29 protein-coding genes are annotated in these 26649 nt (G+C 69.2%); 23 read left to right on the top strand and 6 right to left on the bottom strand.

Annotated features, from left to right (window positions below; translation table 11 throughout):
- Nucleotides 1-57 precede the first annotated feature (57 nt).
- The 6 genes from ACIA03_RS14745 to ACIA03_RS14770 all read left to right on the top strand — a co-directional run bounded on the left by ACIA03_RS14745 (nt 58) and on the right by ACIA03_RS14770 (nt 6730).
- Nucleotides 58-525, top strand: a complete 468-nt coding sequence (locus ACIA03_RS14745) for a hypothetical protein (protein WP_396983618.1) — start codon at nt 58-60, stop codon at nt 523-525.
- Between the two features lie 3 nt (nt 526-528).
- Nucleotides 529-2472, top strand: a complete 1944-nt coding sequence (locus tag ACIA03_RS14750) for a peptidoglycan DD-metalloendopeptidase family protein (protein WP_396983620.1) — start codon at nt 529-531, stop codon at nt 2470-2472.
- A 248-nt stretch (nt 2473-2720) separates the two neighbouring features.
- Nucleotides 2721-3764: an AMP-binding protein gene (locus ACIA03_RS14755; protein ID WP_396983622.1), complete on the top strand. Its 1044-nt coding sequence runs from the start codon at nt 2721-2723 to the stop codon at nt 3762-3764.
- Entirely contained in the window at nt 3761-4750 is a 990-nt protein-coding gene (locus tag ACIA03_RS14760; RefSeq protein ID WP_396983624.1) for an o-succinylbenzoate synthase, read from the top strand. The genes ACIA03_RS14755 and ACIA03_RS14760 overlap by 4 nt, the downstream gene beginning before the upstream one ends.
- Nucleotides 4734-6338, top strand: coding sequence for a 2-succinyl-5-enolpyruvyl-6-hydroxy-3-cyclohexene-1-carboxylic-acid synthase (menD, locus tag ACIA03_RS14765; RefSeq protein WP_396983626.1), 1605 nt, complete (start codon nt 4734-4736; stop codon nt 6336-6338). Before ACIA03_RS14760 ends, menD begins: the two co-directional genes overlap by 17 nt.
- A gap of 35 nt (nt 6339-6373) precedes the next feature.
- A complete protein-coding gene (locus ACIA03_RS14770) occupies nt 6374-6730 on the top strand; it encodes a hypothetical protein (RefSeq protein ID WP_396983628.1) in 357 nt (118 codons plus the stop codon).
- 1 nt (nt 6731) lies between these two features.
- Here the strand turns inward: ACIA03_RS14770 and ACIA03_RS14775 are convergent, their stop codons facing one another.
- From ACIA03_RS14775 to ACIA03_RS14785, 3 genes are read right to left on the bottom strand one after another with little or no spacing between them, the layout of a single operon-like run.
- Nucleotides 6732-7286, bottom strand: coding sequence for a TIGR03086 family metal-binding protein (locus tag ACIA03_RS14775; RefSeq protein WP_396983630.1), 555 nt, complete (start codon nt 7284-7286; stop codon nt 6732-6734).
- Nucleotides 7283-7771, bottom strand: a complete 489-nt coding sequence (locus tag ACIA03_RS14780; RefSeq protein WP_396983632.1) for an SRPBCC family protein — start codon at nt 7769-7771, stop codon at nt 7283-7285. Before ACIA03_RS14780 ends, ACIA03_RS14775 begins: the two co-directional genes overlap by 4 nt.
- The gene (locus ACIA03_RS14785) at nt 7768-8127 is read right to left on the bottom strand and encodes an ArsR/SmtB family transcription factor (protein WP_396983634.1); all 360 of its coding nucleotides are present in this window, start codon (nt 8125-8127) and stop codon (nt 7768-7770) included. The genes ACIA03_RS14780 and ACIA03_RS14785 overlap by 4 nt, the downstream gene beginning before the upstream one ends.
- 204 nt (nt 8128-8331) lie before the next feature.
- On the opposite strand from ACIA03_RS14785, the gene ACIA03_RS14790 reads away from it, so the two are divergent.
- A complete protein-coding gene (locus ACIA03_RS14790) occupies nt 8332-9168 on the top strand; it encodes a GH25 family lysozyme (protein WP_396983636.1) in 837 nt (278 codons plus the stop codon).
- A gap of 124 nt (nt 9169-9292) precedes the next feature.
- Here the strand turns inward: ACIA03_RS14790 and ACIA03_RS14795 are convergent, their stop codons facing one another.
- Genes ACIA03_RS14795 through ACIA03_RS14805 form a run of 3 tightly spaced genes read right to left on the bottom strand, consistent with a single transcriptional unit; the run spans nt 9293 to nt 11471 of the window.
- A complete protein-coding gene (locus ACIA03_RS14795; protein ID WP_396983638.1) occupies nt 9293-9571 on the bottom strand; it encodes a YciI family protein in 279 nt (92 codons plus the stop codon).
- Entirely contained in the window at nt 9571-10203 is a 633-nt protein-coding gene (locus ACIA03_RS14800; RefSeq protein WP_396983640.1) for an MBL fold metallo-hydrolase, read from the bottom strand. The genes ACIA03_RS14795 and ACIA03_RS14800 overlap by 1 nt, the downstream gene beginning before the upstream one ends.
- 44 nt (nt 10204-10247) lie before the next feature.
- Nucleotides 10248-11471 (bottom strand): isochorismate synthase MenF, encoded by a 1224-nt coding sequence (locus ACIA03_RS14805; protein WP_396983642.1) that lies wholly within the window; start codon nt 11469-11471, stop codon nt 10248-10250.
- A 188-nt stretch (nt 11472-11659) separates the two neighbouring features.
- Between ACIA03_RS14805 and ACIA03_RS14810 the strand changes: the two genes are divergently transcribed.
- The 16 genes from ACIA03_RS14810 to ACIA03_RS14885 all read left to right on the top strand — a co-directional run bounded on the left by ACIA03_RS14810 (nt 11660) and on the right by ACIA03_RS14885 (nt 26642).
- The gene (locus ACIA03_RS14810) at nt 11660-12241 is read left to right on the top strand and encodes a hypothetical protein (RefSeq protein ID WP_396983644.1); all 582 of its coding nucleotides are present in this window, start codon (nt 11660-11662) and stop codon (nt 12239-12241) included.
- 37 nt (nt 12242-12278) lie between these two features.
- On the top strand, nt 12279-12968 hold the full coding sequence (locus ACIA03_RS14815; RefSeq protein ID WP_396983646.1) for a demethylmenaquinone methyltransferase: 690 nt from the start codon (nt 12279-12281) through the stop codon (nt 12966-12968).
- Between the two features lie 19 nt (nt 12969-12987).
- Nucleotides 12988-13659 (top strand): ankyrin repeat domain-containing protein, encoded by a 672-nt coding sequence (locus tag ACIA03_RS14820; RefSeq protein WP_141791460.1) that lies wholly within the window; start codon nt 12988-12990, stop codon nt 13657-13659.
- Nucleotides 13660-13848: 189 nt separating this feature from the next.
- Nucleotides 13849-14850, top strand: coding sequence for a hypothetical protein (locus ACIA03_RS14825; RefSeq protein ID WP_396983649.1), 1002 nt, complete (start codon nt 13849-13851; stop codon nt 14848-14850).
- A 52-nt stretch (nt 14851-14902) separates the two neighbouring features.
- Nucleotides 14903-15553, top strand: a complete 651-nt coding sequence (locus ACIA03_RS14830; protein WP_396983651.1) for an HD family hydrolase — start codon at nt 14903-14905, stop codon at nt 15551-15553.
- A 105-nt stretch (nt 15554-15658) separates the two neighbouring features.
- On the top strand, nt 15659-16732 hold the full coding sequence (locus tag ACIA03_RS14835) for a hypothetical protein (protein WP_396983653.1): 1074 nt from the start codon (nt 15659-15661) through the stop codon (nt 16730-16732).
- 210 nt (nt 16733-16942) lie between these two features.
- Nucleotides 16943-17299: an NADH-quinone oxidoreductase subunit A gene (locus tag ACIA03_RS14840; protein ID WP_396983655.1), complete on the top strand. Its 357-nt coding sequence runs from the start codon at nt 16943-16945 to the stop codon at nt 17297-17299.
- A 1-nt stretch (nt 17300) separates the two neighbouring features.
- Complete coding sequence (locus ACIA03_RS14845) at nt 17301-17855, top strand: NADH-quinone oxidoreductase subunit B family protein (protein ID WP_141791464.1); 555 nt, start codon at nt 17301-17303, stop codon at nt 17853-17855.
- Between the two features lie 20 nt (nt 17856-17875).
- A complete protein-coding gene (locus ACIA03_RS14850; RefSeq protein WP_396983880.1) occupies nt 17876-18481 on the top strand; it encodes an NADH-quinone oxidoreductase subunit C in 606 nt (201 codons plus the stop codon).
- On the top strand, nt 18478-19791 hold the full coding sequence (locus ACIA03_RS14855) for an NADH-quinone oxidoreductase subunit D (RefSeq protein WP_396983657.1): 1314 nt from the start codon (nt 18478-18480) through the stop codon (nt 19789-19791). Before ACIA03_RS14850 ends, ACIA03_RS14855 begins: the two co-directional genes overlap by 4 nt.
- Nucleotides 19788-20429: an NADH-quinone oxidoreductase subunit NuoE gene (gene nuoE / locus ACIA03_RS14860; RefSeq protein ID WP_396983659.1), complete on the top strand. Its 642-nt coding sequence runs from the start codon at nt 19788-19790 to the stop codon at nt 20427-20429. The genes ACIA03_RS14855 and nuoE overlap by 4 nt, the downstream gene beginning before the upstream one ends.
- A complete protein-coding gene (gene nuoF, locus ACIA03_RS14865; protein WP_396983661.1) occupies nt 20426-21739 on the top strand; it encodes an NADH-quinone oxidoreductase subunit NuoF in 1314 nt (437 codons plus the stop codon). Before nuoE ends, nuoF begins: the two co-directional genes overlap by 4 nt.
- 124 nt (nt 21740-21863) lie before the next feature.
- Nucleotides 21864-24110, top strand: a complete 2247-nt coding sequence (locus tag ACIA03_RS14870; RefSeq protein WP_396983663.1) for an NADH-quinone oxidoreductase subunit G — start codon at nt 21864-21866, stop codon at nt 24108-24110.
- Nucleotides 24107-25393 carry an NADH-quinone oxidoreductase subunit NuoH gene (gene nuoH / locus ACIA03_RS14875; protein WP_396983665.1) on the top strand — a complete coding sequence of 429 codons (1287 nt, stop codon included), beginning with the start codon at nt 24107-24109 and terminating at the stop codon, nt 25391-25393. Before ACIA03_RS14870 ends, nuoH begins: the two co-directional genes overlap by 4 nt.
- Nucleotides 25390-25929 carry an NADH-quinone oxidoreductase subunit NuoI gene (gene nuoI / locus ACIA03_RS14880; RefSeq protein ID WP_141791471.1) on the top strand — a complete coding sequence of 180 codons (540 nt, stop codon included), beginning with the start codon at nt 25390-25392 and terminating at the stop codon, nt 25927-25929. Before nuoH ends, nuoI begins: the two co-directional genes overlap by 4 nt.
- Nucleotides 25926-26642 carry an NADH-quinone oxidoreductase subunit J gene (locus ACIA03_RS14885; RefSeq protein WP_396983667.1) on the top strand — a complete coding sequence of 239 codons (717 nt, stop codon included), beginning with the start codon at nt 25926-25928 and terminating at the stop codon, nt 26640-26642. Before nuoI ends, ACIA03_RS14885 begins: the two co-directional genes overlap by 4 nt.
- Nucleotides 26643-26649: the final 7 nt, after the last annotated feature.

Genomic DNA, 26649 nt, shown 5'->3' on the forward strand with positions numbered 1-26649 from the left:
TCGACAACGACGCGTGGTGTGCTGTGGGAGGTCATCGCGCCGGTGCTGAGGTGGCCCATGAGGTCGCCGTTCCGGTTCTTCTCGGTGGTCGTCGGCATCGTCTTCGTGATCTGGCTCATCGCCCAGTGGAGCGATGCCCCCGACGCCGACCCGGCCTCGCAGCCCGAGCGGGGCTCGGTGTCGGCGGAGCAGAGCCCCAGCGCCACCGGATCACCCGCACCCGTCCCGGATCCGATACCGCTGGCGACCAAGTTCGTCGCCGCCTGGGCACGTCCCGACCTGACCACCGAGGAGTGGTGGGCCGGGATCAACGCCGCGCGCCCGGACGAGTCGCTGGCCCAGGCCCTGGGCACCACCGACCCGGCCAACATCGACGCGACCAAGGTGGTCGGCACGCCGAAGGTGCTCGATCAGACCGATGGGGAGGCACGCGTCGAGGTCACCACCGACGGCCCCAAGGTCATCGTCTACCTGACGCTGGTCGACAACGTCTGGTACGTCGCCAACATCCTTCCGGGCGGTTAGGCGATGTGGATCTTCAAGGCGCGTCTGATCTGGGGGATCGTGGCTGGTGCGGCCACGTTCGTCCTGGTGGTCACCGGTGCCTTGGTGATCCTGATCGGCGGTCTGGCGAGCACCGAGCAGAGCAACCAGGACCAGGCCGAGTCGGGCTGTGTCGGTGGGACCAACGCGGTCCCGGTCGGCAACCTGGGGCCGGACGGTGAGGTCCCCGAGGGCAGCATCGCCGGGTTCGACACCGAGCAGATCCAGAACGCCCGGACGATCGTGGCGGTCGGCAAGCAGTCCGGCGTGCCTGCCTACGGCTGGGTGATCGCGCTCGCGACCGCGATGCAGGAGAGCGGCCTGCGCAACCTCGACTACGGGGACCGCGACTCGGTCGGTCTCTTCCAGCAGCGCCCGGTCTCCGGGTGGGGCACCGTCGCCGACATCATGAACCCGGTCAAGTCCGCCCAGGCGTTCTACGGCGTGGCCGCCCACACCGGCAACACCGGTCTCCTGGACATCCCGGGGTGGCGCAAGATGCAGGTCACCGCTGCGGCGCAGGCGGTGCAGCGATCGGCGTTCCCGCTGGCGTACGCCCAGCACGAGGACGAGGCGCGGGCGCTCGTCGCCGCGCTCGCCGACGGGGTCTCGGCCGCCGACCTGACGGCCACCGCGACCGACGTGGCGTGCACCATCGGCATGGCCGGGATCAGCACGACCGTCGTACGTCCCGTCCAGGCCGGCCTCGCGGTCGACCAGGGCAACTACGGCAACTCCGGCTCCAACTGGGCCAACATGCACACCGGCAACGACTACTCCGCGCCGTGCGGCGCCCCGGTGCAGGCGGCCCACGGCGGCACCATCGTGATCGAGTCCGGCGGCGGCTGGGGCTGGGCGGGACGCTGGCTGGTGAAGGTGCAGACGGCGCCCGGAAACCTGACCACGTGGTATGCCCACATGCGGGCGCTCTCGGTCCGCGAGGGCCAGATGGTGAAGGCCGGGCAGGTCATCGGACAGGTCGGCAGCGAGGGCAACTCGACCGGCTGCCACCTCCACTTCGAGGTGCACCCGCACGGCGGCGGCTACCTGCAGGACCAGGTCGACCCGGCGGTCTGGCTGGACAAGAACATCGGCAAGACCCTGGAAGCCACCAAGCAGGTCGCCGGACTCCCCGGAGCGGGCCAGATCGGCGCCTCGCCGGCAGCGGTCTCCGGTCCGCAGGTGCGCCTGGCGCAGGCCAACATCAAGGTCTCCCTGTCCCGCTCGAGATACCGCTCCGATCTGGCCGAGGTCATGGAGCACGGGCCCGACTTCGTCTCCCTGAACGAGGCCCAGTCACGTACGGTCTCCGACATCTCGGTGCGCGGCTACGGCACCTACCGCGCCTCGGCGGACGAGTACGGCACCCGCAGCCAGGCCCTCAGCCCGGTCGTCATGTGGCGCACCGACCGCTGGGTGGCGGTCGACAAGGGCACCGTCCAGCTCACCAAGCCGGTCACGGGGGTCAAGAACGACAACAGGTACGCCACCTGGGTGGTCCTCGCGAGCAGCGACGGCTCCGGGCGCATCTCGGTGATCTCGACCCACACGATGACCTCGCCCGCCAAGAGCCCGCAGGCGCGTAAGAACGAGGCCCAGCGCGGCTTCGCGAAGCTCGCCGGGCTGGCGCAGGGGCTGCAGAAGTACGGCCCCGTCCTCGTCGCCGGCGACCTCAACTCGCCCTACCCGCGCAACGGCGGCGACGGGGACCCATGGGGACCGAAGCCGCTGATGACCAAGGCCGGGATGACCTCCTCCTTCGAGGCCCTCGGCGCTCCTCCGCAGGGCTGGGCCACCCACGACGGCGGCGGCACCATCGACTGGCTCCTCGGTTCGAACGCGACCGCCACCCCCACCCGGCAGGCCACGTTCGAGCTCGAGTCCGACCACCACGGCCTGGTGGCTGACTTCGACATCCGCGGCCAGTAGCGGCGCTTGCGGCACGTGTAACACGTCGTTCGTAGGACTACTCGCCCTATGTGAACGACCGGATAGACCTACGAACAGCGTGTTACACCCGGCGGGCGACCTCGCGACAGCCGAGACGTCGCTCGCGTCGGCCGAGTGGGCAGCCACCTGCCCACTCGGCCGACGTACGTGACGTCTCGGCCGACGGGGCTGACCTCTCGGCAGGGTCTGGGAGAGGTGGGGAAGTTGGCGGGAGATAGCGTGGGGGCATGAACGAGGCGGCCGTAGGGAGGGAAGCGGCCGTGGTCTTGATGGGTGAGTGGCTCGCTGGGGACGGGCCGGAGCACTGGGTCGTCGAGACCTCCGGATCCACCGGCACACCCAAGCGGGTCATGCTGTCGCGGTCGGCGGTGAAGGCGTCGGCAGTGGCGTCGGCCCGGCGCATCGGGGCGAGTGGGCAGTGGCTGCTGATGCTGCCCGAGTCGTACGTCGCTGGTGCGAATGTGATCGCCAGGTCGCTGCTCGCGGGGTTCGAGCCGGTGATCTTCTCCCCGCGTTTCGCGACGTTCGCCGACGCGGTCGCCGCGATGAACGAAGGGCCGCGGTTCGTCTCGCTGGTGCCGACCCAGCTGCACCGGATCATCGAGGCCGGCGGGGAGGACCTCACGGCCCTCACCGAGTTCCACACCGTCTTGCTCGGTGGCGGCCCGATCGACCCGTCGCTGCGTACGCGGGCCGAGCAGGCCGGGATCGACGTGGTCGCCACCTACGGCTCTGCCGAGACCTGCGGCGGGTGCGTCTACGACGCGATGCCGCTCGACGGCGTCGGGATCGCGATCGGCACCGACGGCCGGGTCCGGATCAGCGGCCCGACGCTCTTCGACGGCTATCAGGACGATCCCGAACAGACCGCGAACTCCCTGGTGAACGGCTGGTTTCTCACCTCCGACGCCGGCACCCTGGACGAGGACGGCCGGCTCAGGATCCTCGGCCGGATCGACGACATGGTGATCACCGGCGGCGTGAAGGTGCCGGCCGCGCTCGTCGCCAGGCGGCTCCGCGAGCACCCGTCCGTCACGGCCGCGGAGGCCCTCGGCATCCCCGACGAGGAGTGGGGCCAGCGGCTGGTCGCCTTCGTCGTCGGCGACATCGACGCCGCTGCGGCCCGGGAGTGGGTCGCCGCGGAGCATCCCCGTTCCTGGGCGCCGCGCCAGGTCGTCGCACTCGATGCGATCCCGCTCCTCGGCAACGGCAAGCCCGACCGGCAGGCCCTGCTGGCCCTGGCCACGAGCGACGAGGTGGAGTCGCGATGAACCTCCAGGTCTTCTCGCTGCCGATGACGACCCGTTTCCGCGGGATCACCGAGCGCGAGGGCGTCGTCTTCGAGGGCTCCGGTGGATGGGGCGAGTGGTCGCCGTTCCTCGACTACGACGTCGCCGAGATCGAGCCCTGGCTGCGCTGCGCCGAGGAGGCGACAGCGGGGGACTGGCCGACACCGGTCCGTGACACGGTCCCCGTGAACGCGACCGTCCCCGCTGTAGGCGCTGAGCGCGCCCACGAGATCGTGACCCGCTCCGGGTGCGCGACCGCCAAGGTGAAGGTCGCCGATCCGGGCCAGAGCCTGGCCGACGACATCGCCCGTGTCGAGGCCGTCCGGGACGCCCTCGGCCCGTCGGGCAACCTCCGGATCGACGTCAACGGGCTCTGGACGGTCGAGGAGGCCCTGGCCTCGATCAAGGTGCTGGACCGGGCCGCCGGTGGCCTCGAGTACGTCGAGCAGCCCTGCCCCACGGTCGAGGAGCTCGCCGACGTACGTCGGAAGGTGGACGTCCCGATCGCCGCGGACGAGTCGATCCGGCGGGCCGCGGACCCCTATCGCGTACGCGATCTCGAGGCCGCCGACGTGGCGGTGCTGAAGGTGCAGCCGCTGGGCGGCGTACGCGCCTGCCTGCGGATCGCCGAGGACATCGGGCTGCCGTGCGTGGTCTCCTCGGCGCTGGAGACCTCGGTCGGGATGGCGGCCGGGATCGCGCTCGCGGCGGCGCTGCCCGAGCTGCCCTACGCCTGTGGGCTGGGCACGGTCTCGATGTTCATCGACGACATCGCCGCCGCCCCGCTCCTCCCGTCCGGCGGGGTCCTGTCGGTGCTCCCCGCCTCGCCGGCGCCCGCGCGCCTGCTCGCCGAGCCGGCGCTGGGGGCCGCGCCGGAGCGTACGGAATTCTGGCACCGGCGTCTGGCCGCTGTCCTCGCCTACCGAGAACGCTCCGCTGAAGGAGGCACGCATGGCCACCGCTACTGAGCTCGCCCGGGCGGTCGTCACCGCGCTCCTCGAGGCGCGGGTCACCGACATCGTCATCGCGCCGGGATCGCGCAACGCACCGCTGTCGTTCGCCGTCTTCGACGCGGCCCGGGCCGGGCTCGTGCGGCTGCACACCCGGATCGACGAACGCTCGGCCGGCTTCTTCGCCCTCGGCCTCACCAAGGTGGGGGCCCGATCCGCGGTGATGTGCACCTCCGGCACCGCGGTCGCCAACCTGCACCCCTCGGTGCTCGAGGCCGCTCACGCCGGCGTACCGCTGGCCGTGGTCACGGCGGACCGGCCGGCCCGCCTCCGGGAGACCGGCGCCAACCAGGTGACCGACCAGGTCGGCATCTTCGGCCGGCTGGTGGAGACCGTCGACCTGGCCGCAGCGCCGGACGAGAACGACATCGATGCGCTCGACGCCGCGCGCGGCCCCGTCCACTGGAACATCCAGCTCGACGAGCCGCTGACCCCGCCCGACCGGTGGGAGCCGGGGGAGATCGCGGTCCGTCCGGAACCGGTGCGGCCGGAGCTGATGATCCACGAGTCGATCCCGACCGGCGCCGGGACACCGCTCACGGTCGTCATCGCCGGCGACGACGCCGGCCCGCCCTCCCGCATCCTCGCCCAGGACGCCGGCTGGCCGCTGCTCGCCGAGCCCTCCTCGGGGGCACGCACCGGCGACAACGCCCTGCGCTCCTACCGCCTGCTGCTGGAGTCACCGCTCGCCGAACGGATCGAGCGAGTCGTCGTCTACGGCCACCCCACCCTCTCCCGGCCGGTCACCAACCTGCTCGCGCGCGCCGACATCGAGGTCATCGCGGCCCCGGTCGACGGTGTCTGGCCGGCACGCCCGTTCCGGGTCGACCGCACGATCCGCACCCGGCTCCACGTCGAGGGCGAGCCCGATCCGGCGTGGCTGGAGGAGTGGCGCTCGGCCGATCGCGAGCTCAGCCGCCAGGTGGACCGGCTGCTCCACGAGCAGCAGGAGATGACGGCGTACGACGTCGCTGCCTGTGTCGCCCGCGCCCTGCCCGACCGCGGGCTGCTGATGCTCGGCCCCTCCAATCCCGTACGCGACCTGGACCTGATGATGCGGCCCAACAACGTCGGCGGGCGACGGAAGGTGATCGCCAACCGTGGCCTGGCCGGCATCGACGGCGTCGTCTCCACGGCGATCGGTGCCGCCGTCGGCCGTCCGTGGTCGACGCGCGCGCTCGCGCTGATGGGTGACGTCACCTTCCTGCACGACGCCGGCGGACTCCTGCTCGGCCCCGAGGAGGTCCGCCCCGACCTCACCGTCGTCGTCGCCAACGACGACGGTGGCTCGATCTTCGCCTCGCTCGAGCAGGGGGCCGCCGACTACGCCGACCGCTTCGAACGGCTCTTCGGCACCCCGCACGGCACCTCGCTGGAGGCGCTCTGCGCCGCCCACCGCATCCCGCACCTCGTGGCCACCTCGGTGCCCGAGCTCGAGGCCGCCCTCGCCTCCCCGAACGGCGGCATCGAGGTCGTCGAGGCCGTCGTCTCCCGCGACGGCCGCCGGGAGCTCGACCTGGCCATCCGCGCGCTCGCTCGTCCCTGAGCCGCCGGCCTGCTCGGACATGGCACAGTGTGCCCGTGACCGAACAGCCGCAAGCGCAGCCGCAGTGGCCGGGTGTGGTGCCCTATGTCGAGTTCTACACCGGCGTGAAGCGCATCCTGGTGCTCCACCTGACCAGCGGAAACAAGATGCTGGCGAACAACCCCGGCAGGCTGCCCCCGATCGCGAGCATCGACGGCCGGCAGTACGTCGTCTACTGGGGCACCGTGTCCTTCGAGATCCCGGCCGAGAGGGCGTGTCACATCAGCGTGCACGTCGAGGGCGACTACATCCAGCAGGCCGCCACGATCCTGCTATCACCCGGCGCTGAGCAGGTGCAGCTGACGTACGCGACCCACTTCACCTCCGGCGTCGGTTCGCTGACGCTGTCCTGACTCAGGCCCGCCAGAAGGGGTCTCGGCCGATGAAGCCGAGGAGCTGCTCCTGCGGAGTCGCATCAGTCGGGACCTCGATGCGGGGGCCGAACTGGCCCGAGGCACGCATCGCATCCTCCATGGCGGCCACACCGGCGAGCATCGCCGACGCACGCTCGTCGCCCAGGTCGAAGTCGCGCCCGAGGGCGCGGGCGAGGTCCCAGGAGTGCATCCAGATGTCGGGCGTGTAGATCTGCGAGAGTGCGACGTCGAGCGGCATGTCGCCGGTGTGGGGGTTGGAGACCGTCCGGCCGGCGGGGTCGTCGAAGAGACCCTGCATGTCGGCGGTGTGGGTCTTCCAGGCGGCGACCGGGTCCGCGGCGACGTCGAGCGGCGCCAGGTCCACGCCGGCCGAGGCGCGCAGGAAGTCGCGTGGCCACCCGACCAGGTGCTCGACCACGTCCAGCGCGGTCCACGCCTCGACCGGGCAGGGACGCTCCCAGTCCTCGGGAGTGGCGGAGTCGACGATCTCGGCGAACCGGGCCGCGTCGTACGCGTGCTGCTCGCCCGGGGTCATGCGAGCTCCGCCAAGAGCTCGTCGAGCTGCTCGTAGCCCTGGACGACGCCCTTCTCCATGCCGCTGGCCATGATCGCCGCCTGGGTCTCGAAGGACTCGACGACGCTGAGGCCGGTCAGCCGGGTGCGGCCGCCGGGGAGCGGCTCGAAGGTGAGGAACTCCAGCGAGGCCCCGTCGGGCGCGCCGCGCCAGGTGAAGGTCTGCACGATGCGCTCGTTCTCGCGCACCTCGTGGAAGCTGCCGAAGAACTGGGTGAACTCGTCACCGTCACGCTCGGCCGAGTAGGCCCACGAGCCGCCGGTGCGAAAGTCCCACTCGGTGATGCTCATGCCGACGTCGCGGGGCCCGAGCCACTTGGCGTACAGCTCCTTCTCGGCGTGGGCGCGGAAGACGAGCTCGCAGGGTGCGTCGAACTCGCGGACGATGGTGATCGTCGGGGTCTCCTTGGAGGCCTCGATCGTGGTCTCGTGCTTCGTGGTGGTCATGATGCGTCCTCTTCTCGGGCTGGTTCTCTGGCTGGTCGGTCTTCCTGCATCTCGGCGAGCAGCGCGTCCAAGCGCTGGTAGCGCTCCTCGGCCTGCTGTTGGTATCGCTCGATCCATCTGGTCATGAGGTCGAACACCTCCGCTTCGAGCCGTACGGGTGCGCGGCGCGACTCCCGGCTCACCAGGCCGGCGTCCTCGAGCACCTTGAGGTGCTTGGAGACCGCCTGGAGACTGACGTCGTACGGCGCCGCCAGCTCGCCGACGGTCGCGTCGGCCGACGCGAGCCGGGCGACCAGGTCGCGTCGGGTCGGGTCGGCCAGTGCCGCAAAGACTCGGGAGAGTCTGTCCTCGCTCATCCGCTACTCCTCAACCATTTGGTTGATAACGAGGCTAGGCCGCCGTGCGCGGAATTGTCAACCATTTGGTTGAGTAACCTGCTTACCAGAAAACATTCCCCGGGGGACATCGGTTGCGGCACGATGTTTCCCAGCCACGAATGCATCTCAGTGCACGTCCACCTCGGGAAAGGCAGCCCCATGAGTCCTTCGCGTTGCAGATCCATGAGAGTGACCGCGATCATCGCCGGTCTCCTCCTCGCCACCTCCCTCTCCCCGACCCAGTCCGCCGGTGCCGCCGAGAAGGACGACCGCCATCTCACCCGGAACGCGAGGTCCCATGGCGTCACCCTCGAGCACGGGGCGTACGTCGGCTGGTCGACGCCCGGCTCGAACGCCGAGGGCGGCACCCGCAACGAGACCCCGATCACCGCGCAGGCGACGGTGAGCGGCATCGACGTCTCCGGCCACCAGGGCAACGTCGACTGGGCCTACTGGTGGGGCCAGGGGAAGCGGTTCGCCTACATCAAGGCGACCGAGGGCACCTACTACAAGAACAGCACCTACTTCCCGCAGCAGTACAACGGCTCCTACAACCAGGGCTTCATCCGCGGCGCCTACCACTTCGCCAACCCGTCCGACTCCGGTGGCGCGGCGCAGGCCGACTACTTCGTCAACAACGGCGGTGGCTGGTCGGCCGACGGGAAGACCCTCCCCGGGGTGCTCGACATCGAGTACAACCCCTACTCCGGTGGCACCTGCTACGGCCTCTCGCAGTCGTCGATGCGCTCGTGGATCTCGGCCTTCCTGAGCCGCTACCGCTACCGCACCGGCCGCGACGCGGTCATCTACACGACCACCGACTGGTGGACGACCTGCACCGGCAACACCTCGCAGTTCGCCAGCGCCCATCCGCTCTGGATCGCGCGCTACGCCAGCTCGCCCGGCACCCTGCCGGCCGGCTGGGGCTACTACACCTTCTGGCAGTACACCTCCTCACCGTTGGACCAGGACACGTTCAACGGTGCGTACGACCGCCTGCAGGCGCTCGCGCTGGGCTGACCAACCGCCGAGCCGGCGCGTCTGTCCCAGCCAGGATCCCCGAGTCGGCGCGAATGTCCCACGCTCTTGGGACAGTTGCGCCGACTCGGCGTCAGATCGTGGGGCAGACGCGCCGACTCGTGGTTCAGAGACCCAGCTGGGACTTCCAGGAACCGAGGACCGGGGTCCACTCGAAGATCCGGCGCTCCTTGATCAGCCCGGCCGCGAGGAACGGGTCGTCGTCCAGGACAACCTCGACCGTCGCGATCTCGCCCTCGAAGACGAGCAGGGCGGAGCCGTCGGAGGTGGGGCCGGAGAGGACCAGGTTGTCCTGGCTCGCCAGGAAACCACGATGGGCGTCGAGATGCTCGGCGCGTACGTCAGGGAGGTCGTTGTAGGCGTAGACGACTGCGACGAGGGCCATCAGAGGTCAGCCCCGTCCGCGAGACGTACGTAGCCGCGTTCGGCAGGGATCAGGGCGGCCGCCTGGCTGTCGAAGATGCCGGAGCCGGCCTCGGAGTAGACCCGGTCGTGGATCGCAACCGTCCGCGAGGCGCCGACCTCGCGGGCGAAGTCGATCAGTTCGCTCGACCGCGCCCACGGCGCGGAGACGGGCAGGAAGAGTACGTCCACGGCCTGTCCTGGGCCGTCGAGCGCGTCGCCCGGGTGGAAGATCTTCGTGTCCCCGGCCTGGATCAGGTAGCCCGAGTTGTCGAAGTGGGGCAGGTCGGCGTGGATGACCGCGTGCTTCTCGTTGATCGCGGTGACCGGCAGCCCGGCGTCGAACGACTCGCCCGGCTTCACCACCGTGGTCCGCTCGTGGACGGCGGGGGCGCCCTTCAGGATCTGTGCCGCGACCGCGCCGATGGTGTAGACCGGTGCGTCGCTGCCCTCGAGGAGGGCCGGGTTGTAGTGGTCGGGGTGCTCGTGGGTGATCAGCACCGCCGTCGCGCCGTCCAGCGCCTCGGGCTGGGTGAACACGCCCGGATCGACGACCACCACCGCCCCGTCGTGCTCGATCCGGACACAGGCATGGCCGAACTTCGTGATCCTCATGCCGCCGAATCTATCGCGCGGGATCCAGTCCGCCGTGGGGCGTTTCAGGACAGGGCGTCGCGGATCGGGACGAACTTGGCCTGGGTCTCGGCCAGCTCGGTCTCCGGGTCGGAGCCCGCCACGATGCCGCAGCCGGCGAAGAGGCGGGCGGTGCGATCGTCGATCATCTCGGCCGAGCGCAGCGCGATGCCCCACTCGCCGTCGCCGGTGGCGTCCATCCAGCCGACCGGACCGGCGTAGCGGGCCCGTTCCATCGACTCGATCTCGGCGATGAGCGCGACGGCGTCCTCGCGCGGGGTGCCGCCGACCGCGGCCGACGGGTGCAGCGCGGCGGCCAGGTCGAGCGAGCTCACCCCGTCGCTGGCGACGCCGGTGATGTCGGTGGCCAGGTGCATCACGTTGGGGAGCTTGAGCACGAAGGGGGCCTCGGGCACGTTCATCGAGGAGCAGTGCGGCTCCAGGGCGTCGGCGACCGACCTCGCGGCGTACTCGTGCTCCTCGAGGTTCTTCGACGACTCCGCGAGCGACGCGGCGAGCGCGTGGTCGAGGTCCTCCTCGCCGGTGGGCCAGATCGTGCCCGCGAGCACGCGGGAGGTGACCAGGCCGCGCTCGCGGCGTACGAGCAGCTCCGGGGTCGCGCCGAAGAGGTCGTCGACGTGGAACGTCCAGCACGTCGGGTACGCAGCGGCCAACCGACGCAGCACGGCCCGGATGTCGATCGGTGCGCTGGCCGCGGCCAGCAGGTCGCGGGCGAGGACGACCTTGTCGAGGTCTCCGTGCTGGAGCCGGGAGACGGCGTCGGCGACGATCCGCATCCAGTGCTCGCCGTCGACGTACGCATCGGCGAAGACGACATCGCGCGGTGCCTCCGGCTGCGGCGTCGGCGCCAGCACGGGAGGTGGTGTGGCGGCCGGGCCGACGGTGGTCACCCAGGCGACGTCGCCACGCTTGCCGACGACGACCGCGGGCACCTTGAGGACGGAGAATCCCGGCAGGTCGGCGAAGGAGAAGGAGCCGAAGCCGACCAGGCCGGTGCCGGGCTCGCCCACGGGGTCGGAGACCGTCGAGACGGCCGCCAGCTCCTCGAACCACTTGGCTGCGTGCGCGAACCGCTCCGGCCCGGACGTACGGATCTCGGCGGCGGTGCCCCAGCCGACCAGGCCCTCGCCGTGGCGGACCCAGGACAGAACGCGCCGGCGGGCGGGCAACAGCGCGAGCAGGTCGTCGAGCGTCTCTGAACCGGCGTCGAGCGCCACGGTGGTGGCCACCAGGGACCGCTGATCAGAGTCATGCTTTTCGGGGTCCCCACGGCGCCCGGAGCGAAGCGAGGACGTCGTGGGGCGGTTACTCACACCCTCAGGGTATCGGCGTGGTGTCGGCCAGGACGAGTCGAAGTGATGTATGGCATCCGCCCCGGTTGCCATACATGACCCCATGGGTTGTAGCGTGCCCTGGCGTGAGTACCAACAAAGAGCAGTCGTTCATCGCAGAGAACGGCATCACCCTCGGCATCATCGCCTTGGCCCTCTTCGTCGTGCTGGGCGTGGGCCTGCCGCGGTGGGTTGGCGACTCCGAGTCCCACTCGGGGGTGAAGATCACCCTCCCGGAGACGCTGTCCGGCGGCTACAAGCCGGCGGACAAGAAGTCCTCCTACGACCTCGACGTGATCAAGAAGCAGGGCGCGTCCGAGGAGCAGCTGGACGCGTTCATCAAGCAGAACGCGACCAGCGCTAAGACCGAGGACCGGAACGTGTCCGACGCGCTCGGGTTCTCGATGACCTCGCGCACCTACATCACCAAGGACATGAAGAAGTCGGTGATGATCCGTGCCTTCGCCGGCGACGGCAGCGCCTACTACGGCGGTGGCGAGGTCTCCAAGGTCGGCGACGACGTCTGCTACTCCAGCGCCGACCAGTCGACCGGTCAGACCCAGGCGACCTGCTCGCACGCGTCCGACGACCTGACCGTCCAGGCGACCGCGGCCACGAAGAAGGACGCGGCGAAGTACGCCGACGAGATCTTCGAGAAGCTCGCCTGAGTTCGGTCCGGACCGAGACCCGAGACAGAATCAGCCTGTGACCCGAGCAGATCTGGACAAGCAGCCCGGCGAGGTCCGTCGGATGTTCGACGCCGTGGCCAAGCGCTACGACCTCACCAACGACGTGCTCTCGCTCGGCCAGGACCGGCGCTGGCGGCGCGAGGTCATCAAGGCCGTCGCCCCGTTGCCAGGCGAGCTCGTGCTCGACCTCGCCGCCGGCACCGGCACCTCGTCCCAGCCGTTCTTGGACGCGGGCGCCACCGTGGTGCCGACGGACTTCTCGATCGGAATGCTCCAGGTCGGCAAGCAGGCCAAGCCCCACTTGCCGTTCACGGCCGGTGACGGCACCAAGCTGCCCTACCGCGACTCGACCTTCGACGCGGTGACGATCTCGTTCGGCCTGCGCAACATCGTCGACCCGGCGGCCGGCCTGCGTGAGCTGCGCCGGGTCACCCGTCCTGGCGGCCGGATCGTGGTGTGCGAGTTCTCGCACCCGACCTGGAAGCCGTTCCGGACGCTCTACGTGGAATACCTGATGAGGGCGCTGCCGCCGGTCGCCCGCGCGGTCTCCTCATCGCCCGATGCGTACGTCTACCTGGCCGAGTCCATCCGGGCCTGGCCAGACCAGGCAGGTCTCGCAGACCTGCTCTCCGCGTCCGGTTGGCAGTCGCCGACCTGGACGAATCTGTCCGGCGGAATCGTCGCTCTCCACCACGCGACGGCTTGATCTCTGCGAAAGTTCAATCATGACCTCCACGTTGCCTTGGGACGGAATCTTGATGCCCCGCGAGGCCTACGGCCCCGCCGCGGTCAAGGCCAGGGACTCGCTCACCGACGCGGCCGCACAGGGCGACTGGCGCCGCGCGCTCTCGCAGGTGCGCAACGACTACACGGTCGGCGTCAACACCTGGAAGATCGGCGGCGAGTCGATGTTCACGCCGCTCCACCACGCCGCCTACCTCGGTGCGCCGCGGGAGACCGTGCAGGAGCTGCTCTCGCTGGGTGGGGTCAGGTCGCTGCCCACCGCCCACGGCGAGACGCCCTACCAGCTCGCCAAGCGTCGCGGTCACGAGCACCTGGTCGACATGCTCGACCCCTACTTCCGCCCCGGCACCCCGCTCGGTGACAACCTCGAGGGCGTCAACCATCACGTGAACACGACCCTCGCCGAGCTGACCGCCGAGTTCCGTGGCGACTACCAGCTGCGTACCTTCGACGTCCGGCTCATCTCCGAGGAGGGCGGCCCGGACGAGGCCTGGTTCACCGCTCCCGGGATGTACGGCGGCATCCGGATCGGCATGTTCTGGGGCCGCGCCCACCTGGAGTACAACTCCCGCCTGGGTGACTCCTACGCCGTCGTGGGACCGGAGGGCTCGGCGTACGTGAGCCGTTCCAAGCGGGCCCTCCCGGCTCGCTGACCGAGTTTCTCCACAAACCCCTCGGGGTTTCCGGATTTCGCTGTACGCCGGCCCTGGTTCGGTCACACTCCGTCCGTGGTGCATTCATGGACCGTGACCCGAAAGGGGCAGCGGCAACTCATCCAGGCGGCGAGAAGGCTCTCGCTCTGGACACGAGCAACGCTCGTACGTCACGCGCTGATCGCCGTCGTGATCTGGCTGGTCTTCGCCATCTCATGGGTGCTGAGCGACGATTCCGGAACGATCGGCAGGTTCGACCGGATCGGGCTGCTGGCGCTCGGGGTGATCGCTGTCCTGGTGTCTGCCATGTGGATGATCGCCCACAGGTCGATCATCGCCAAACAGATCGTCGCTGCCTATCCGGTCGGCCTCGTCGTCTTCTCCGAGATGGACGACCGCGGCTTTCGAATCGCGAACGCTCTCGGGGAGACGTCGTGGCGCTGGGACCAGCTCGACGGTGCTCGGAGCAACGCCGGTGTGCTCGGCATTCCTGATCGGCTGGCCGTGCGCGCTGATCACTCCATCCCTGGGCTGATGCCGCAGCTGAGCGTATGGGTGCCCCGCGCCCTCATGGCAGACGATGTGTTGGTACGCCTCGGGCTTCCGGTTGCCGGTACGACGCCGGTGCGGTCACAGCATCGGTTCCCGCGCGGCACCGCAGTCACGCAGGCCCGCACGTGGGTGGTGACGGCTGATTCTCAACGCAGGCTCGCGCATGACGCCTGGTTGGCGCTGATCCTCGAGCCGAAGATGCTGGCCGTCCAGGTTCTCCTCGCCACCGCGGTGGCGGGGCAGTCGGTGATCACCGCTTTGATGATCCTGGACGGGTATGGCGTACGTCCGACGAGCATTCTGCTCCCGGTTGCCTTTGCCCTGAACATCTGGGCGCCCTGGTGGATGGCGCGTCGCGAGGTCCGCACGCTCTTCCCTATCGGCTTCAATGCGACGCTGCAGGTCGAGGACGTAGGCCTCCGGGTGCTGGCGGCGCGGGACGAGAGGGTCTTCCCCTGGCGAACGCTGCAGGGTTCCCGACTCCGGCGAACAGCCTTGACCTATCCGGGCCAGGTCGAGCCGATGGCTCGCGGGACGATTCCGGCGCTGTTGGTTCCCGACGACGTTTTGAGGCGCCTGGGGTGCCGCCCGGCCGGCACTCAGCTCGCGGCAGCGGAAGGTGCGTCTGCAGATCAGTGACCGCGTCTGGGGTGACCTGTCTTCGGGTCCGGACGGATGAGAGGGTCGAGGCATGGCTGACTCTCGCGAGGATCTGATCACCGACCTGAACCCGCTCCCGGACGAGATCGGCGGGAGGCTGCGGAAGCAGCTGGAGTTCATCGCCGAGGCCGACAGGCTCAAGACGATCCTGCGCGCCTCGCCGCTGGCCGCGGCCGACCGCCGTGAGAACGACGCCGAGCACTCCTGGCACCTGGCGCTGATGGTGCTGCTGCTCGCCGAGTACGCCGACGAGCCGATCGACGTCGGGCACGCCATCAAGCTCGTGATCATCCACGACATGGTCGAGATCTACGCCGGCGACAGCCCGGTCTTCGACCCTGCCGCGGTCGTCGACCAGGTCGAGCGCGAGATCGCTGCCGCCGAGCGGCTCTTCACGATGCTGCCGCCGGATCAGGCGGGGGAGATCCGGGCGCTGTGGGACGAGTTCGAGGCCGCTCAGACGCCCGAGGCGCGCTTCTGCAAGGCCATGGACCGCCTCGAGCCGATGCTGCTCAACTGGCTCAACCGCGGCGGCACGTGGAGCATGCCCGGGGCCACCGAGTCCCGCGTCCGCGCCCGGGAGGCCGGCGTCGTCGCCGCGAGCACCACTCTCGGCGAAGCCACCGACGCCATCGTCCGCGCCGGCCTCGCGAAGGGCTGGATCCGCCCCGATCCCGACTGACGATGACCGGGTCCCGGTTTCCCCATATTCCGGCCGGGGTATCCAGTACGCTGCGGCGACTTCGGACTGCGGGGACGCTGAGGAGGGCCGCTCGTGGATGCGGATGTGGTGCCGGGCTCGGTGACCGTCTGGACCGTGACGCTCGATGATCAGCGTCGGCTCAAGTGGGCCATGGTGAGATTGCGGCTGCGAAGCTGGTCCTACTGGGTCCTGGGGCTGGTTCTGCCAGCGTTGATGACCGGCTCCGCCTGGTTCGGGGTGCGTGATCTGGGGCTTGATCCGCTCAACGATGCCGTCGATCTGGTGATGATCTTGACCTTGGGAGTCGCCTGCACGGCGGTCATGCTGCCGCTGCCGCTGTGGACAGTCCCTCGCCGCGTGAAGCGCGAACTTCCTGTCGGAGCCACTCTCGTCGCGTGGACGACGGAGAGCGGATTGGGCGTGCGCACACCTAGCCGACTCACCTTCTACCCGTGGTCGCGGCTGACGCAGGTCGAGGCGGGGCCGGTGCTTGTGCAGTGTCGGCAGGAGGGCCTTAAGACATTGGCCGTACCGGCGTATCTACCGACCGGGCCGGATGAGCTGGCGCGGTCGGTCGACTTCCCGGCCCAGCTCATCGGGCCGGAAATCAGACACGAACTGGCACAGAGAGCAGGCCGGGAGCCCGCGGAGGTTCCGCTGGCCGGGGAGCCGACCGTCGTCGACCGTGCCCTGAGGTGGCGGCTCATCCGGGCATGGCTGTGGACGCAGTTCGGCATCACGGCACCGTTCGGCATCGTGGCGTGGGTGGTCCCGGTTGCCATCGCCCTCAACATCGCGATCCATCTGGCCGGTGGCTCCTACAGGATGGCGGCCTTCCTAGTCGTGGTGATCCTGTTCAACCCACTCATCTGGCTGCTTTCCGGCGAGGGCCGGATGTCGGGGATGTATCCGGTCGGCGCGCCCGTTACCGGCGCCGTCGGTGAGTGGCTCGAGATCCAGGGACCGTGGGGAAGTGTTGCCTGGCACCACGGGTGGCTGAAACAGCGCCGGATGACCAAGCACACCGTGACGTACGAAGTGATGCAGACGAACGCCGACGGAAGTCCCGCCCAGCTGACCGATGTCGAGAAGCGGATCGTCGTGATCCCCCGAGCCTTCCTCGACACTCCGACGCCGGCGGTCAGCACCGAAGTCTGACCCGCCACAACCCCGCCATGGCGTGGTTGTGCAAGCGTTTGCCGCCGGATGCGCGGGCAGTTTCCCGCCAGGGCGGGAAAGTGCCCGCGCGCCATTTCAGCAACCCACTTGCATTCCGCCGCAGGAGTGGCAGGATGTGAGTTGGCCCACATTGTGATTCTATTCACAAAGTCTCAAACAGGGGTGGGCCGGCTCAAGGTAGGAGGCGAGATGGAGCTCTACGTGCCGGTGCTCGCGTTGGCGGGACTGGCGACGCTCTTCGCGGTCGGGTCGGTGGTGATGAGCTCGGTCGTGGGACCGAGTCGCGCCAACCAGGCCAAGGCGGATCCCTACGAGTGTGGGATCGAGGCCACGCCGCAGGCGCTGGGCGGTCGCTTCCCGGTGAAGTACTACATCACCGCGATGCTCTTCATCGTTTTCGACATCGAGATCATCTTCCTCTACCCGTGGGCCGTCAGGTTCGACTCGATGGGATGGTTCGGTCTCGCGGAGATGGGCCTGTTCCTGCTGACCGTCTTTGTCGCGTACGCCTATGTGTGGCGCCGCGGTGGATTGGACTGGGACTGACATGGGTCTCGAAGAAAAGCTTCCGAGCGGGGTTCTGCTCACGACCGTCGAGGGCCTGGCGGGCTACTTCCGCAAGGCGAGCCTGTGGCCGGCGACGTTCGGGCTGGCCTGCTGCGCCATCGAGATGATGACGAGCGGTGGGCCGAAGTACGACCTCGCCCGTTATGGCATGGAGGTCTTCCGGGCCTCCCCGCGGCAGGCCGATCTGATGATCGTGGCGGGCCGGGTGAGCCAGAAAATGGCGCCGGTCCTGCGCCAGATCTACGACCAGATGCCCGAGCCGAAGTGGGTGCTCGCGATGGGTGTCTGCGCCAGCAGCGGCGGCATGTTCAACAACTACGCGATCGTCCAGGGCGTCGACCACATCGTGCCCGTCGACATGTACCTCCCCGGCTGCCCGCCGCGGCCCGAGATGCTGATCGACGCGATCCTCAAGCTCCACGACAAGATCCAGCACGGCTCGCTGGGCGTCAACGCCGAGCGTGAGGACATCGACAACGAGACAGTGGCGCTGCGCCAGCTGCCGCTGATCGACCAGACGGGACTGCTGCGGTGAGCGAGAACGAACCGAGTGGCATGTTCGGGGTGGCGGACACCGGCGACACCAGCGGCTACGGCGGGCTCACCCGCCGGCACTCGATGCCGAGCCGCACCAGCGACGTCGGGGTGCAGCCCTACGGCGGCTGGTTCAAGGAGATCGCCGACGCCCTCGCCTTCACCGAGGCGGAGGCGGTCATCCACCGCGGAGAGCTGACCTTCCACGTACGCCGCGAGCGGCTGCTCGAGGCCCTGCAGGTGCTCCGCGACGAGCTGCGCTTCGAGCTCTGCTCGGGGGTCTCCGGGGTGCACTACCTCTCTGACCAGGGCAAGGAGCTGCACGCGGTCTACCACCTGCTGTCGATGACGTACAACCGCCGGGTGCGGATCGAGACCTCCGCGCCCGACGAGGACCCGCACGTGCCCAGCGGGGTGGCGATCTACCCGACGCTCGACTGGCACGAGCGCGAGACCTACGACATGTTCGGGATCGTCTTCGACGGCCACCCGGGTCTGACCCGGATCCTGATGCCCGACGACTGGCCCGGACACCCGCAGCGCAAGGACTACCCGCTGGGCGGGATCCCGGTGGAATACAAGGGCGCGACGATCCCGCCGCCGGACACGCGTAGGAGCTACTCATGACCGCGACAGCAGACGAGGGACGTACGTTCACCGTCACCGGCCAGGACTGGGACGAGCTGACCGACGCCCTCAAGGACGTCAAGGACGAGCGGATCGTCGTCAACATGGGCCCGCAGCACCCCTCGACCCACGGGGTGCTCCGGCTGATCCTCGAGCTCGAGGGCGAGACCGTCACCGAGGCGCGGGCCGGGATCGGCTACCTCCACACGGGCATCGAGAAGAACATGGAGTTCCGCTCCTGGACCCAGGGCACGACCTTCGTGACCCGGATGGACTACCTGTCCCCGATCTTCAACGAGACGGCGTACGTCCTCGGGGTGGAGAAGCTGCTCGGCATCGGCGCCGAGGTGCCGGAGAAGGCCGACGTCATCCGGGTCATGCTGATGGAGCTCAACCGGATCTCCTCCCACCTGGTGGCGATCGCCACCGGTGGCATGGAGATCGGCGCGCTGACCGTGATGACGATCGGGTTCCGCGAGCGCGAGCTGTGCCTGGACCTGTTCGAGTTCATCACCGGGCTGCGGATGAACCACGCCTACATCCGTCCGGGCGGCGTCGCGCAGGACGTGCCGGAGGGCACCGTGGCGCGAGTCACCGAGTTCATCGAGCTGATGAAGAAGCGGCTGCACGAGTACGCCGCGCTCTGCAACGCCAACCCGATCTTCAAGGGTCGGCTGGAGCAGGTCGGCTACCTCGACCTGGAGGGCTGCCTCGCGCTCGGGCTGACCGGCCCGATCCTGCGGAGCACGGGCTATCCGTGGGACCTGCGCAAGACCCAGCCCTACTGCGGCTACGAGGACTACGACTTCGAGGTCATCACCTGGGACACCTGCGACTCCTACGGGCGGTTCCGGGTGCGGCTGGCCGAGATGTGGGAGTCGCTGCGGATCATGGAGCAGGCGCTCAAGCGGCTCGCGGACCTCGAGGGTGCGCCGGTCATGGTGGCCGACAAGAAGATCGCCTGGCCCTCGCAGCTCTCCGTCGGCCCCGACGGCCAGGGCAACTCCCTCGACCACATCCGCCACATCATGGGCGAGTCGATGGAGGCGCTGATCCACCACTTCAAGCTGGTCACCGAGGGTTTCCGGGTGCCGGCAGGCCAGGCGTACGCCGCGATCGAGTCGCCGCGCGGAGAGCTCGGCGCCCACGTGGTCAGCGACGGCGGCACCAAGCCCTACCGGGTCCACTTCCGGGACCCGTCGTTCACCAACCTGCAGGCCACCAGCGTGATGTCCGAGGGCGGCATGGTGGCCGACGTGATCGTGGCGATCGCGTCCATCGACCCGGTGATGGGAGGCGTCGACCGATGAGCTTGGCTCCGGAGACATTCGATGAGCTGCGCGAGATCGCGGCTCGCTACCCCCAGGCCCGCTCGGGGCTGCTGCCGATGCTCCATCTGGTGCAGTCGGTCGAGGGCCGGGTCACGCCCGAAGGGATCCAGGCCTGCGCCTCGGTCCTGGGACTGACACCCGCCGAGGTGAGCGGGGTGGCGACGTTCTACACGATGTACAAGCGTCATCCCGTCGGTCGTCATCATGTCGGGGTCTGCACCAACACGCTGTGCGCGGTGATGGGCGGCGACGAGATCTTCGCCTGCCTGCGCGAGAAGCTCGAGGTCGGCAACGACGAGACCACGGCCGACGGCAGCATCACGCTCGAGCACATCGAGTGCAACGCGGCCTGCGACTACGCGCCCGTGGTGATGGTCAACTGGGAGTTCTTCGACAACCAGACTCCCGAGTCGGCTTCCAAACTGGTCGAGGACCTGCGCGAGGGCCGCGAGGTCGTGGCCTCCCGCGGCGCGCGGATCACGACCTGGCGCGAGGCCGAGCGGGTTCTCGCCGGCTTCGAGGACGGGCTGGTGGACGAGGGCCCGACCTCCGGCGAGGCATCTCAGGCCGGGTTGAAGCTGGCCAAGGACAACGACTGGAAGGCGCCGGAGGCATGACCGACACCCTGACCCCGGTGCTGACCGCCAACTGGGGAGACGAGCGGGCCTGGACACTGCCGGCCTACTCCGCCACCGGCGGCTACGACGCGCTCGACGTCGCTCTCGGAATGGCGCCCGAGGACGTACAGACGATGGTCAAGGACTCCGGGCTTCGCGGCCGCGGTGGGGCAGGCTTCCCGACCGGGGTCAAGTGGGGCTTCCTGCCTCCGCCCGACCCCGCGAACCCCAAGCCGCGCTACCTGGTGGTCAACGCGGACGAGTCCGAGCCGGGCACCTGCAAGGACATCCCCTTGATGATGGCGAGCCCGCACACCCTCGTCGAGGGCGTGATCATCTCCTCCTACGCGATCCGCGCGGAGCGGGCCTTCATCTACGTACGCGGCGAGGTGCTGCACGTGATCCGCCGGCTGCGCGCCGCGGTGCGGGAGGCCTACGAGGCCGGTCACCTCGGCACGAACATCCACGGCTCCGGCTACGACCTCGAGCTGGTCGTGCACGCGGGCGCCGGGGCCTACATCTGTGGTGAGGAGACCGCGCTCCTCGACTCGCTCGAGGGCCGCCGCGGACAGCCCCGCCTGCGCCCGCCGTTCCCGGCCGTCGCCGGTCTCTACGCCAGCCCGACCGTGATCAACAACGCCGAGTCGATCGCCTCGGTGCCGGCGATCGTGAAGAACGGTGCCGACTGGTTCGCCGGGATGGGCACCGAGAAGTCGGCCGGCGTCGGCATCTTCTCGCTCTCCGGCCACGTCAAGAAGCCGGGGCAGTACGAGGCGCCGCTCGGCATCACGCTGCGCAAGCTGATTGAGCTGGCCGGTGGGATTCGTGAGGGGCACGAGCTGAAGTTCTGGACCCCGGGCGGCTCCTCGACCCCGCTGTTCACCCAGGAGCACCTGGACGTGACGCTCGACTTCGAAGGCGTGGCGGCGGCCGGTTCGATGCTCGGCACCCGCGCGCTGCAGATCTTCGACGACTCCGTGTGCGTGGTGCGGGCGGTGCTGCGGTGGACGGAGTTCTACAAGCACGAGTCCTGCGGGAAGTGCACCCCGTGCCGCGAAGGCACCTGGTGGCTCGTGCAGGTGCTGGAGCGGTTGGAGAAGGGCCAGGGTTCGCCCGAGGACCTCGACCTGCTGCTCGATCAGTGCGACAACATCCTCGGCCGCTCGTTCTGCGCGCTGGGTGATGGTGCGACGAGCCCGATCACGAGCTCGATCCAGTACTTCCGAGACGAATACCTGGCCCACCTCGAGCAGGGCGGCTGCCCGTTCGATCCGGCCAGGTCGACTGCATGGGCGGAGGCCTCGCGATGAGCGGCTCGAGCTGTAACACGCTGTTCGTAGGACTACTCGCCCTATCAGAACGACCGGATAGTCCCACGAACGACGTGTTACACGGGCGGACCGGCCACCGAGCGGAGGCAGTGCAGTGACGGATGTGACGCTCAAGATCGACGGCGCCGATGTGACTGTGCCCGAGGGCACGCTGGTGATCCGGGCCGCCGAGGAGGCCGGGATCGAGATCCCGCGGTTCTGCGACCACCCGCTGCTGGCCCCGGTCGGCGCCTGCCGTCAGTGCCTGGTCGACATCCCCGACGCCGGCAACGGCCGCGGTTTCCCGAAGCCGCAGGCCTCCTGCACGATCCCGGTCGCCGAGGGCATGGTGGTGGAGACGCAGAACTCCACGGCCGTGAAGGCGCAGCAGGGGATCATGGAGTTCCTGCTGGTCAACCACCCGTTGGACTGCCCGGTGTGCGACAAGGGCGGCGAGTGCCCGCTGCAGAACCAGGCGATGTCCCACGGGCAGGGTGAGACCCGGTTCGAGGGGACGAAGCGTACGTTCCCGAAGCCCATCAACCTCTCGCCCAACGTCCTGCTCGACCGTGAGCGGTGCATCGTCTGTCAGCGCTGCACCCGCTTCGCCGCCGAGATCCCGGGCGACCCGGGGATCGCGCTGGTCCAGCGTGGCGCGCAGCAGCAGATCGGCATCGCCGAGGACAAGCCGTTCTCGTCCTACTTCTCCGGCAACGTCATCCAGATCTGCCCCGTCGGCGCGCTGACCAGCGACGACTACCGGTTCCGGGCCCGCCCGTTCGATCTGGTCTCGACCCCGGGCGTCGCCGAGCACGACGCCTGCGGCGCCGCGATCCGGATCGACCACCGTCGCGGCAAGGTCATGCGCCGCCTCGCGGGCAACGACCCGGAGGTCAACGAGGAGTGGATCTCCGACAAGGACCGCTTCGGCTTCCGCTACGCCGTCCGCGACCGGCTCACCTCGCCGATGATCCGTGAGGACGGCGAGCTCCGGCCGGCGTCGTGGCTCGAGGCCGTCGCCCTCGCCGCCCAGGGACTGGCCGCGGCCGGCTCGGTGGGTGTGCTGCCGGGTGGCCGCCTGACGCTGGAGGATGCGAAGGCGTACGCCACCTTCGCCCGCGACACCCTTCGCACGCCCCACATCGACTTCCGCTCACGTCCGCTGTCGGCGGAGGAGACCGGCTTCCTGCGCTCGCGCGTCGCGGGGACGAGCGTCACCTACGCCGACCTCGACGCCGCCGACCATGTCGTCCTGGCCGGTCTCGAGCCCGAGGACGAGGCCGGCACCCTCTTCCTGCGGCTGCGCAAGGCCAACCGCAGCGGTTTGCGGATCACCACCCTCAGCCCGTACGCCTCGGAGGGCTCCCGCAAGCTCGGCGCCGAGGTCGTCCTGACCGCTCCCGGCGCCGAGAAGGACGCGTTGTCGCAGGTCAGCGGGGTCACGGAGGCTTCGGTGATCCTGGTCGGCGAGCGACTGGCGACCAGCCCCGGCGCCTACTCCGCCGCCGCCGAGCTCGCCGACCGCACCGGCGCCAGGCTCGCCTGGGTGCCGCGCCGCGCCGGCGACCGGGGCGCGGTCGAGGCCGACCTGCTGCCCGGCGAAGGCGGCCTCGACGCCGATGCCATGATTCGGCAGAGCATCGCGGGAGGGCTGGACGCTCTCCTCATCGCCGGCGTCGACCCGGACGACACCGCCGACCCGGACGCCTTCATCGCCGCACTGGACGCTGCGCCGTTCGTGGTCAGCCTCGAGCAGCGTACGACCGCCGTCACCGAGCGAGCCGACGTCGTCCTCCCCGTCGCCACTGCGTCGGAGAAGTCTGGCACCTTCGTGACCTGGGAAGGCCGCCGCCGCCCCTTCGTGAAGGTCTTCGACAAGCCTGCGGCCTACTCTGACGCCCACCTCCTGAAGCTCCTCGCCGAGGAGTCAGAATCTGACGCCGAGGAGTCAGTTTCTGACCGCGAGGAGTCGGTTTCTGACGCATCAGAAACCGACCCTTCGGCGTCGAAAATCGACCTCTCGGCGTCGAGAACTGACCTCTCGGGCGCAGATTCTGACTCCTCGGCGTACAGGGTCTCGACCTGGCGGCTCATGCTTGACCTCGGGACGCTGCAGGGTGGCGATAAGGCGTTGGCGGCGACGGCGCGGCCGGCGTTCGTACGCATTCCTGCCGAGCTCCACGAGAAGGTCGGTGACGTCGTGACGATCACCGGGGACCGAGGGAGCTGGACGCTCCCGGCGCTCCCGGCGCTCCCGGCGGAGCTGGCTGACAACACCGTGTGGGTGCCGACGAACAGCTTCGGACGCGGCGTCTGGGCGGACCTGGCCTCGCCGGGTTCGACGGTGACGATAGAGGGGGCACAGCAGTGAACGGGCTGGAGCAGTTCGGCCAGGACCCCTGGTGGATCATCGCGATCAAGGTCCTGCTGGTCTTCGTCGTCTGCGTCGTGCTGACGCTGTTCAACATCTGGTGGGAGCGCAAGGTCGTGGCCCGGATGCAGCACCGCATCGGGCCCAACCGGCACGGACCGTTCGGTCTGCTCCAGTCCCTGGCCGACGGCGTGAAGCTGGCGCTCAAGGAGGACCTGACCCCGGAGAAGGCCGACAAGATCGTCTTCATCACCGCGCCGATCCTGGCCACGGTGCCGGCGTTCGTGACGTTCTCGGTGATCCCGTTCGGCCCGGAGGTCAACCTCTTCGGCGTGCAGACGCCGCTGCAGCTGACCGACATGCCGGTCGCGGTGCTGTTCGTGATGGCGATCGCCAGCATCGGCATCTACGGGATCGTGTTGGGCGGCTGGGCCTCGGGGTCGACCTACAGCCTCCTCGGGGGACTGCGGAGCAGCGCCCAGATGATCTCCTACGAGGTCTCGATGGGGCTGGCGCTCGTCACCGTCTTCCTGATGGCCGGCAGCCTGTCCACGAGCCAGATCGTCGCGGCCCAGGAGGACTGGTGGTTCGGCGCCCTGCTGCTGCCGTCCTTCCTGATCTACTGCATCTCGATGGTCGGCGAGACCAACCGCGCCCCGTTCGACCTTCCCGAGGCCGAGGGTGAGCTGGTCGGTGGTTTCCACACCGAATACTCCAGCCTGAAGTTCGCGCTCTTCTTCCTGGCCGAATACATCAACATGGCCACCGTCAGCGCGCTCGCCACGACGCTCTTCCTCGGTGGCTGGCGAGCCCCTCTCGGACTCGGCACGCTCTGGGCCGGCGCCAACGAGGGCTACTGGCCGGTGCTCTGGTTCTTCCTGAAGATGTTCTTCTTCATCTGGGTCTTCATCTGGCTGCGCGGCACGCTGCCGCGGCTGCGCTACGACCAGTTCATGTCGCTCGGCTGGAAGGTCCTGCTGCCGGCGAGCCTCGCCTGGATCGTCGTCGTCGCGGTGATCAAGATGGCCGCGATCGAGGGCGGCTTCAGTCCCAACTGGATCCTCTTCGGCTTCGGCCTGGCCGTCACGGCGATCGTCGTGCTCGGCTTCCTCAACCGGCTCCCGGAGAAGGAGGCTCAGGTCAGCACCCCGACCGGCGGCTTCCCGACGCCGGCGCTGCCGCAGGGCGGCGCCGTGCGAGGCGCCGCACAGCCGCTGGTCTTCGGCCCGCCGCCGGGCGCCAACGGCGTACGCATTCTTCCCTCTCCTGAGGAGGCAAAGTGAGCAAGGACGACCGCACGTTCAAGGAGCGTTTCTGGGACCCGGTCAGCGGGTTCGCGGTGACGTTCGGGACGCAGTTCAAGAAGCCGGTCACCGAGCAGTACCCGCAGCAGAAGGAGCCGACCGAGGAGCGGTTCCACGGCCGCCACCAGCTCAACCGGCACCCCGACGGCCTGGAGAAGTGCGTCGGGTGCGAGCTGTGCGCCTGGGCCTGCCCGGCCGATGCCATCTACGTCGAGGGCGCGGAGAACACCGAGGAGGAGCGCTACTCCCCCGGGGAGCGCTACGGTCGCGTCTACCAGATCAACTACCTGCGCTGCATCCTGTGCGGGCTGTGCATCGAGGCCTGCCCGACGCGGGCGCTGACGATGACCAACGAGTACGAGCTCGCCGACACCTCGCGCGAGAGCCTGATCTACGAGAAGCAGGATCTGCTCGCGCCGCTCGAGGACGGGATGGAGGCGCCTCCCCACCCGATGTTCCTCGGCAACGACGACACCTCCTACTACGCACCGGAGCCGAAGGAGTCGGCCCGATGAGCTTCGTGATCCTCGCCTCGATCATGGTGGTCGCGGCGCTGGGGCTGCTGTTCGCGCGCAAGCCGGTGCACGCCGCGCTGTCGCTGGCGGTCGTCATGGTCGGGCTCGCGATGATCTACGCGACGCTGGAGGCGCCGTTCCTGTTCGCGGTGCAGATCGTGGTCTACACCGGCGCGATCCTGATGCTGTTCCTGTTCGTGATCATGCTGGTCGGTGTCGACACCTCCGACAGGCTCAAGGAGACGATCGCGGGGCAGAAGGTGCTCGCCGTCATCCTCGGGGTCGGGCTGGGCGCGATCCTGATCGCGGGCGTCGGCCAGGCGAGCATCGCCACGATGCGCGGGCTGGCCAGCGCGAACGAGGGCGGCAACGTACAACGCCTCGCCGACCTGCTCTTCTCGCGCTACGTGATCGCCTTCGAGGCGACCAGCGCGCTGCTGATCACCGCCGCGATCGGCGCGATGGTGCTGGCCCACCGCGAGCGGATCGACCCGAAGCAGAGCCAGACCGATCTGGCCCAGAAGCGGGTTGTCGACTACGCCAAGAGCGGCAAGCACCTCGGTCCGCTGCCCCCACCGGGCACCTTCGCGCGGCACAACAGCAACGACACCCCGGCCCTGCTGCCGGACGGGTCGCAGAGCACGAGGTCGGTCCCGGCGATCCTCGCCGGCGGGGGCTCCAACGGAACGGGTGACGAGGGGCAGGGCGAATGAGCGAGCG

Origin of the sequence: Nocardioides sp. NPDC051685, from assembly GCF_044453405.1 — a bacterium.
Classification (GTDB): domain Bacteria; phylum Actinomycetota; class Actinomycetes; order Propionibacteriales; family Nocardioidaceae; genus Nocardioides.

Bases quoted from the DNA above. Each gene is read 5' to 3' on its own strand.
- ACIA03_RS14745 (WP_396983618.1), top strand. From the start codon at position 58: ATGAGGTCGCCGTTCCGGTTCTTCTCGGTGGTCGTCGGCATCGTCTTC.
- ACIA03_RS14750 (WP_396983620.1), top strand. From the start codon at position 529: ATGTGGATCTTCAAGGCGCGTCTGATCTGGGGGATCGTGGCTGGTGCG.
- ACIA03_RS14755 (WP_396983622.1), top strand. From the start codon at position 2,721: ATGAACGAGGCGGCCGTAGGGAGGGAAGCGGCCGTGGTCTTGATGGGT.
- ACIA03_RS14760 (WP_396983624.1), top strand. From the start codon at position 3,761: ATGAACCTCCAGGTCTTCTCGCTGCCGATGACGACCCGTTTCCGCGGG.
- menD (WP_396983626.1), top strand. From the start codon at position 4,734: ATGGCCACCGCTACTGAGCTCGCCCGGGCGGTCGTCACCGCGCTCCTC.
- ACIA03_RS14775 (WP_396983630.1), bottom strand. From the start codon at position 7,286: ATGACCCCGGGCGAGCAGCACGCGTACGACGCGGCCCGGTTCGCCGAG.
- ACIA03_RS14780 (WP_396983632.1), bottom strand. From the start codon at position 7,771: ATGACCACCACGAAGCACGAGACCACGATCGAGGCCTCCAAGGAGACC.
- ACIA03_RS14785 (WP_396983634.1), bottom strand. From the start codon at position 8,127: ATGAGCGAGGACAGACTCTCCCGAGTCTTTGCGGCACTGGCCGACCCG.
- ACIA03_RS14790 (WP_396983636.1), top strand. From the start codon at position 8,332: ATGAGAGTGACCGCGATCATCGCCGGTCTCCTCCTCGCCACCTCCCTC.
- ACIA03_RS14795 (WP_396983638.1), bottom strand. From the start codon at position 9,571: ATGGCCCTCGTCGCAGTCGTCTACGCCTACAACGACCTCCCTGACGTA.
- ACIA03_RS14800 (WP_396983640.1), bottom strand. From the start codon at position 10,203: ATGAGGATCACGAAGTTCGGCCATGCCTGTGTCCGGATCGAGCACGAC.
- ACIA03_RS14820 (WP_141791460.1), top strand. From the start codon at position 12,988: ATGACCTCCACGTTGCCTTGGGACGGAATCTTGATGCCCCGCGAGGCC.
- ACIA03_RS14830 (WP_396983651.1), top strand. From the start codon at position 14,903: ATGGCTGACTCTCGCGAGGATCTGATCACCGACCTGAACCCGCTCCCG.
- ACIA03_RS14840 (WP_396983655.1), top strand. From the start codon at position 16,943: ATGGAGCTCTACGTGCCGGTGCTCGCGTTGGCGGGACTGGCGACGCTC.
- ACIA03_RS14845 (WP_141791464.1), top strand. From the start codon at position 17,301: ATGGGTCTCGAAGAAAAGCTTCCGAGCGGGGTTCTGCTCACGACCGTC.
- ACIA03_RS14850 (WP_396983880.1), top strand. From the start codon at position 17,876: ATGTTCGGGGTGGCGGACACCGGCGACACCAGCGGCTACGGCGGGCTC.
- ACIA03_RS14855 (WP_396983657.1), top strand. From the start codon at position 18,478: ATGACCGCGACAGCAGACGAGGGACGTACGTTCACCGTCACCGGCCAG.
- nuoE (WP_396983659.1), top strand. From the start codon at position 19,788: ATGAGCTTGGCTCCGGAGACATTCGATGAGCTGCGCGAGATCGCGGCT.
- nuoF (WP_396983661.1), top strand. From the start codon at position 20,426: ATGACCGACACCCTGACCCCGGTGCTGACCGCCAACTGGGGAGACGAG.
- ACIA03_RS14885 (WP_396983667.1), top strand. From the start codon at position 25,926: ATGAGCTTCGTGATCCTCGCCTCGATCATGGTGGTCGCGGCGCTGGGG.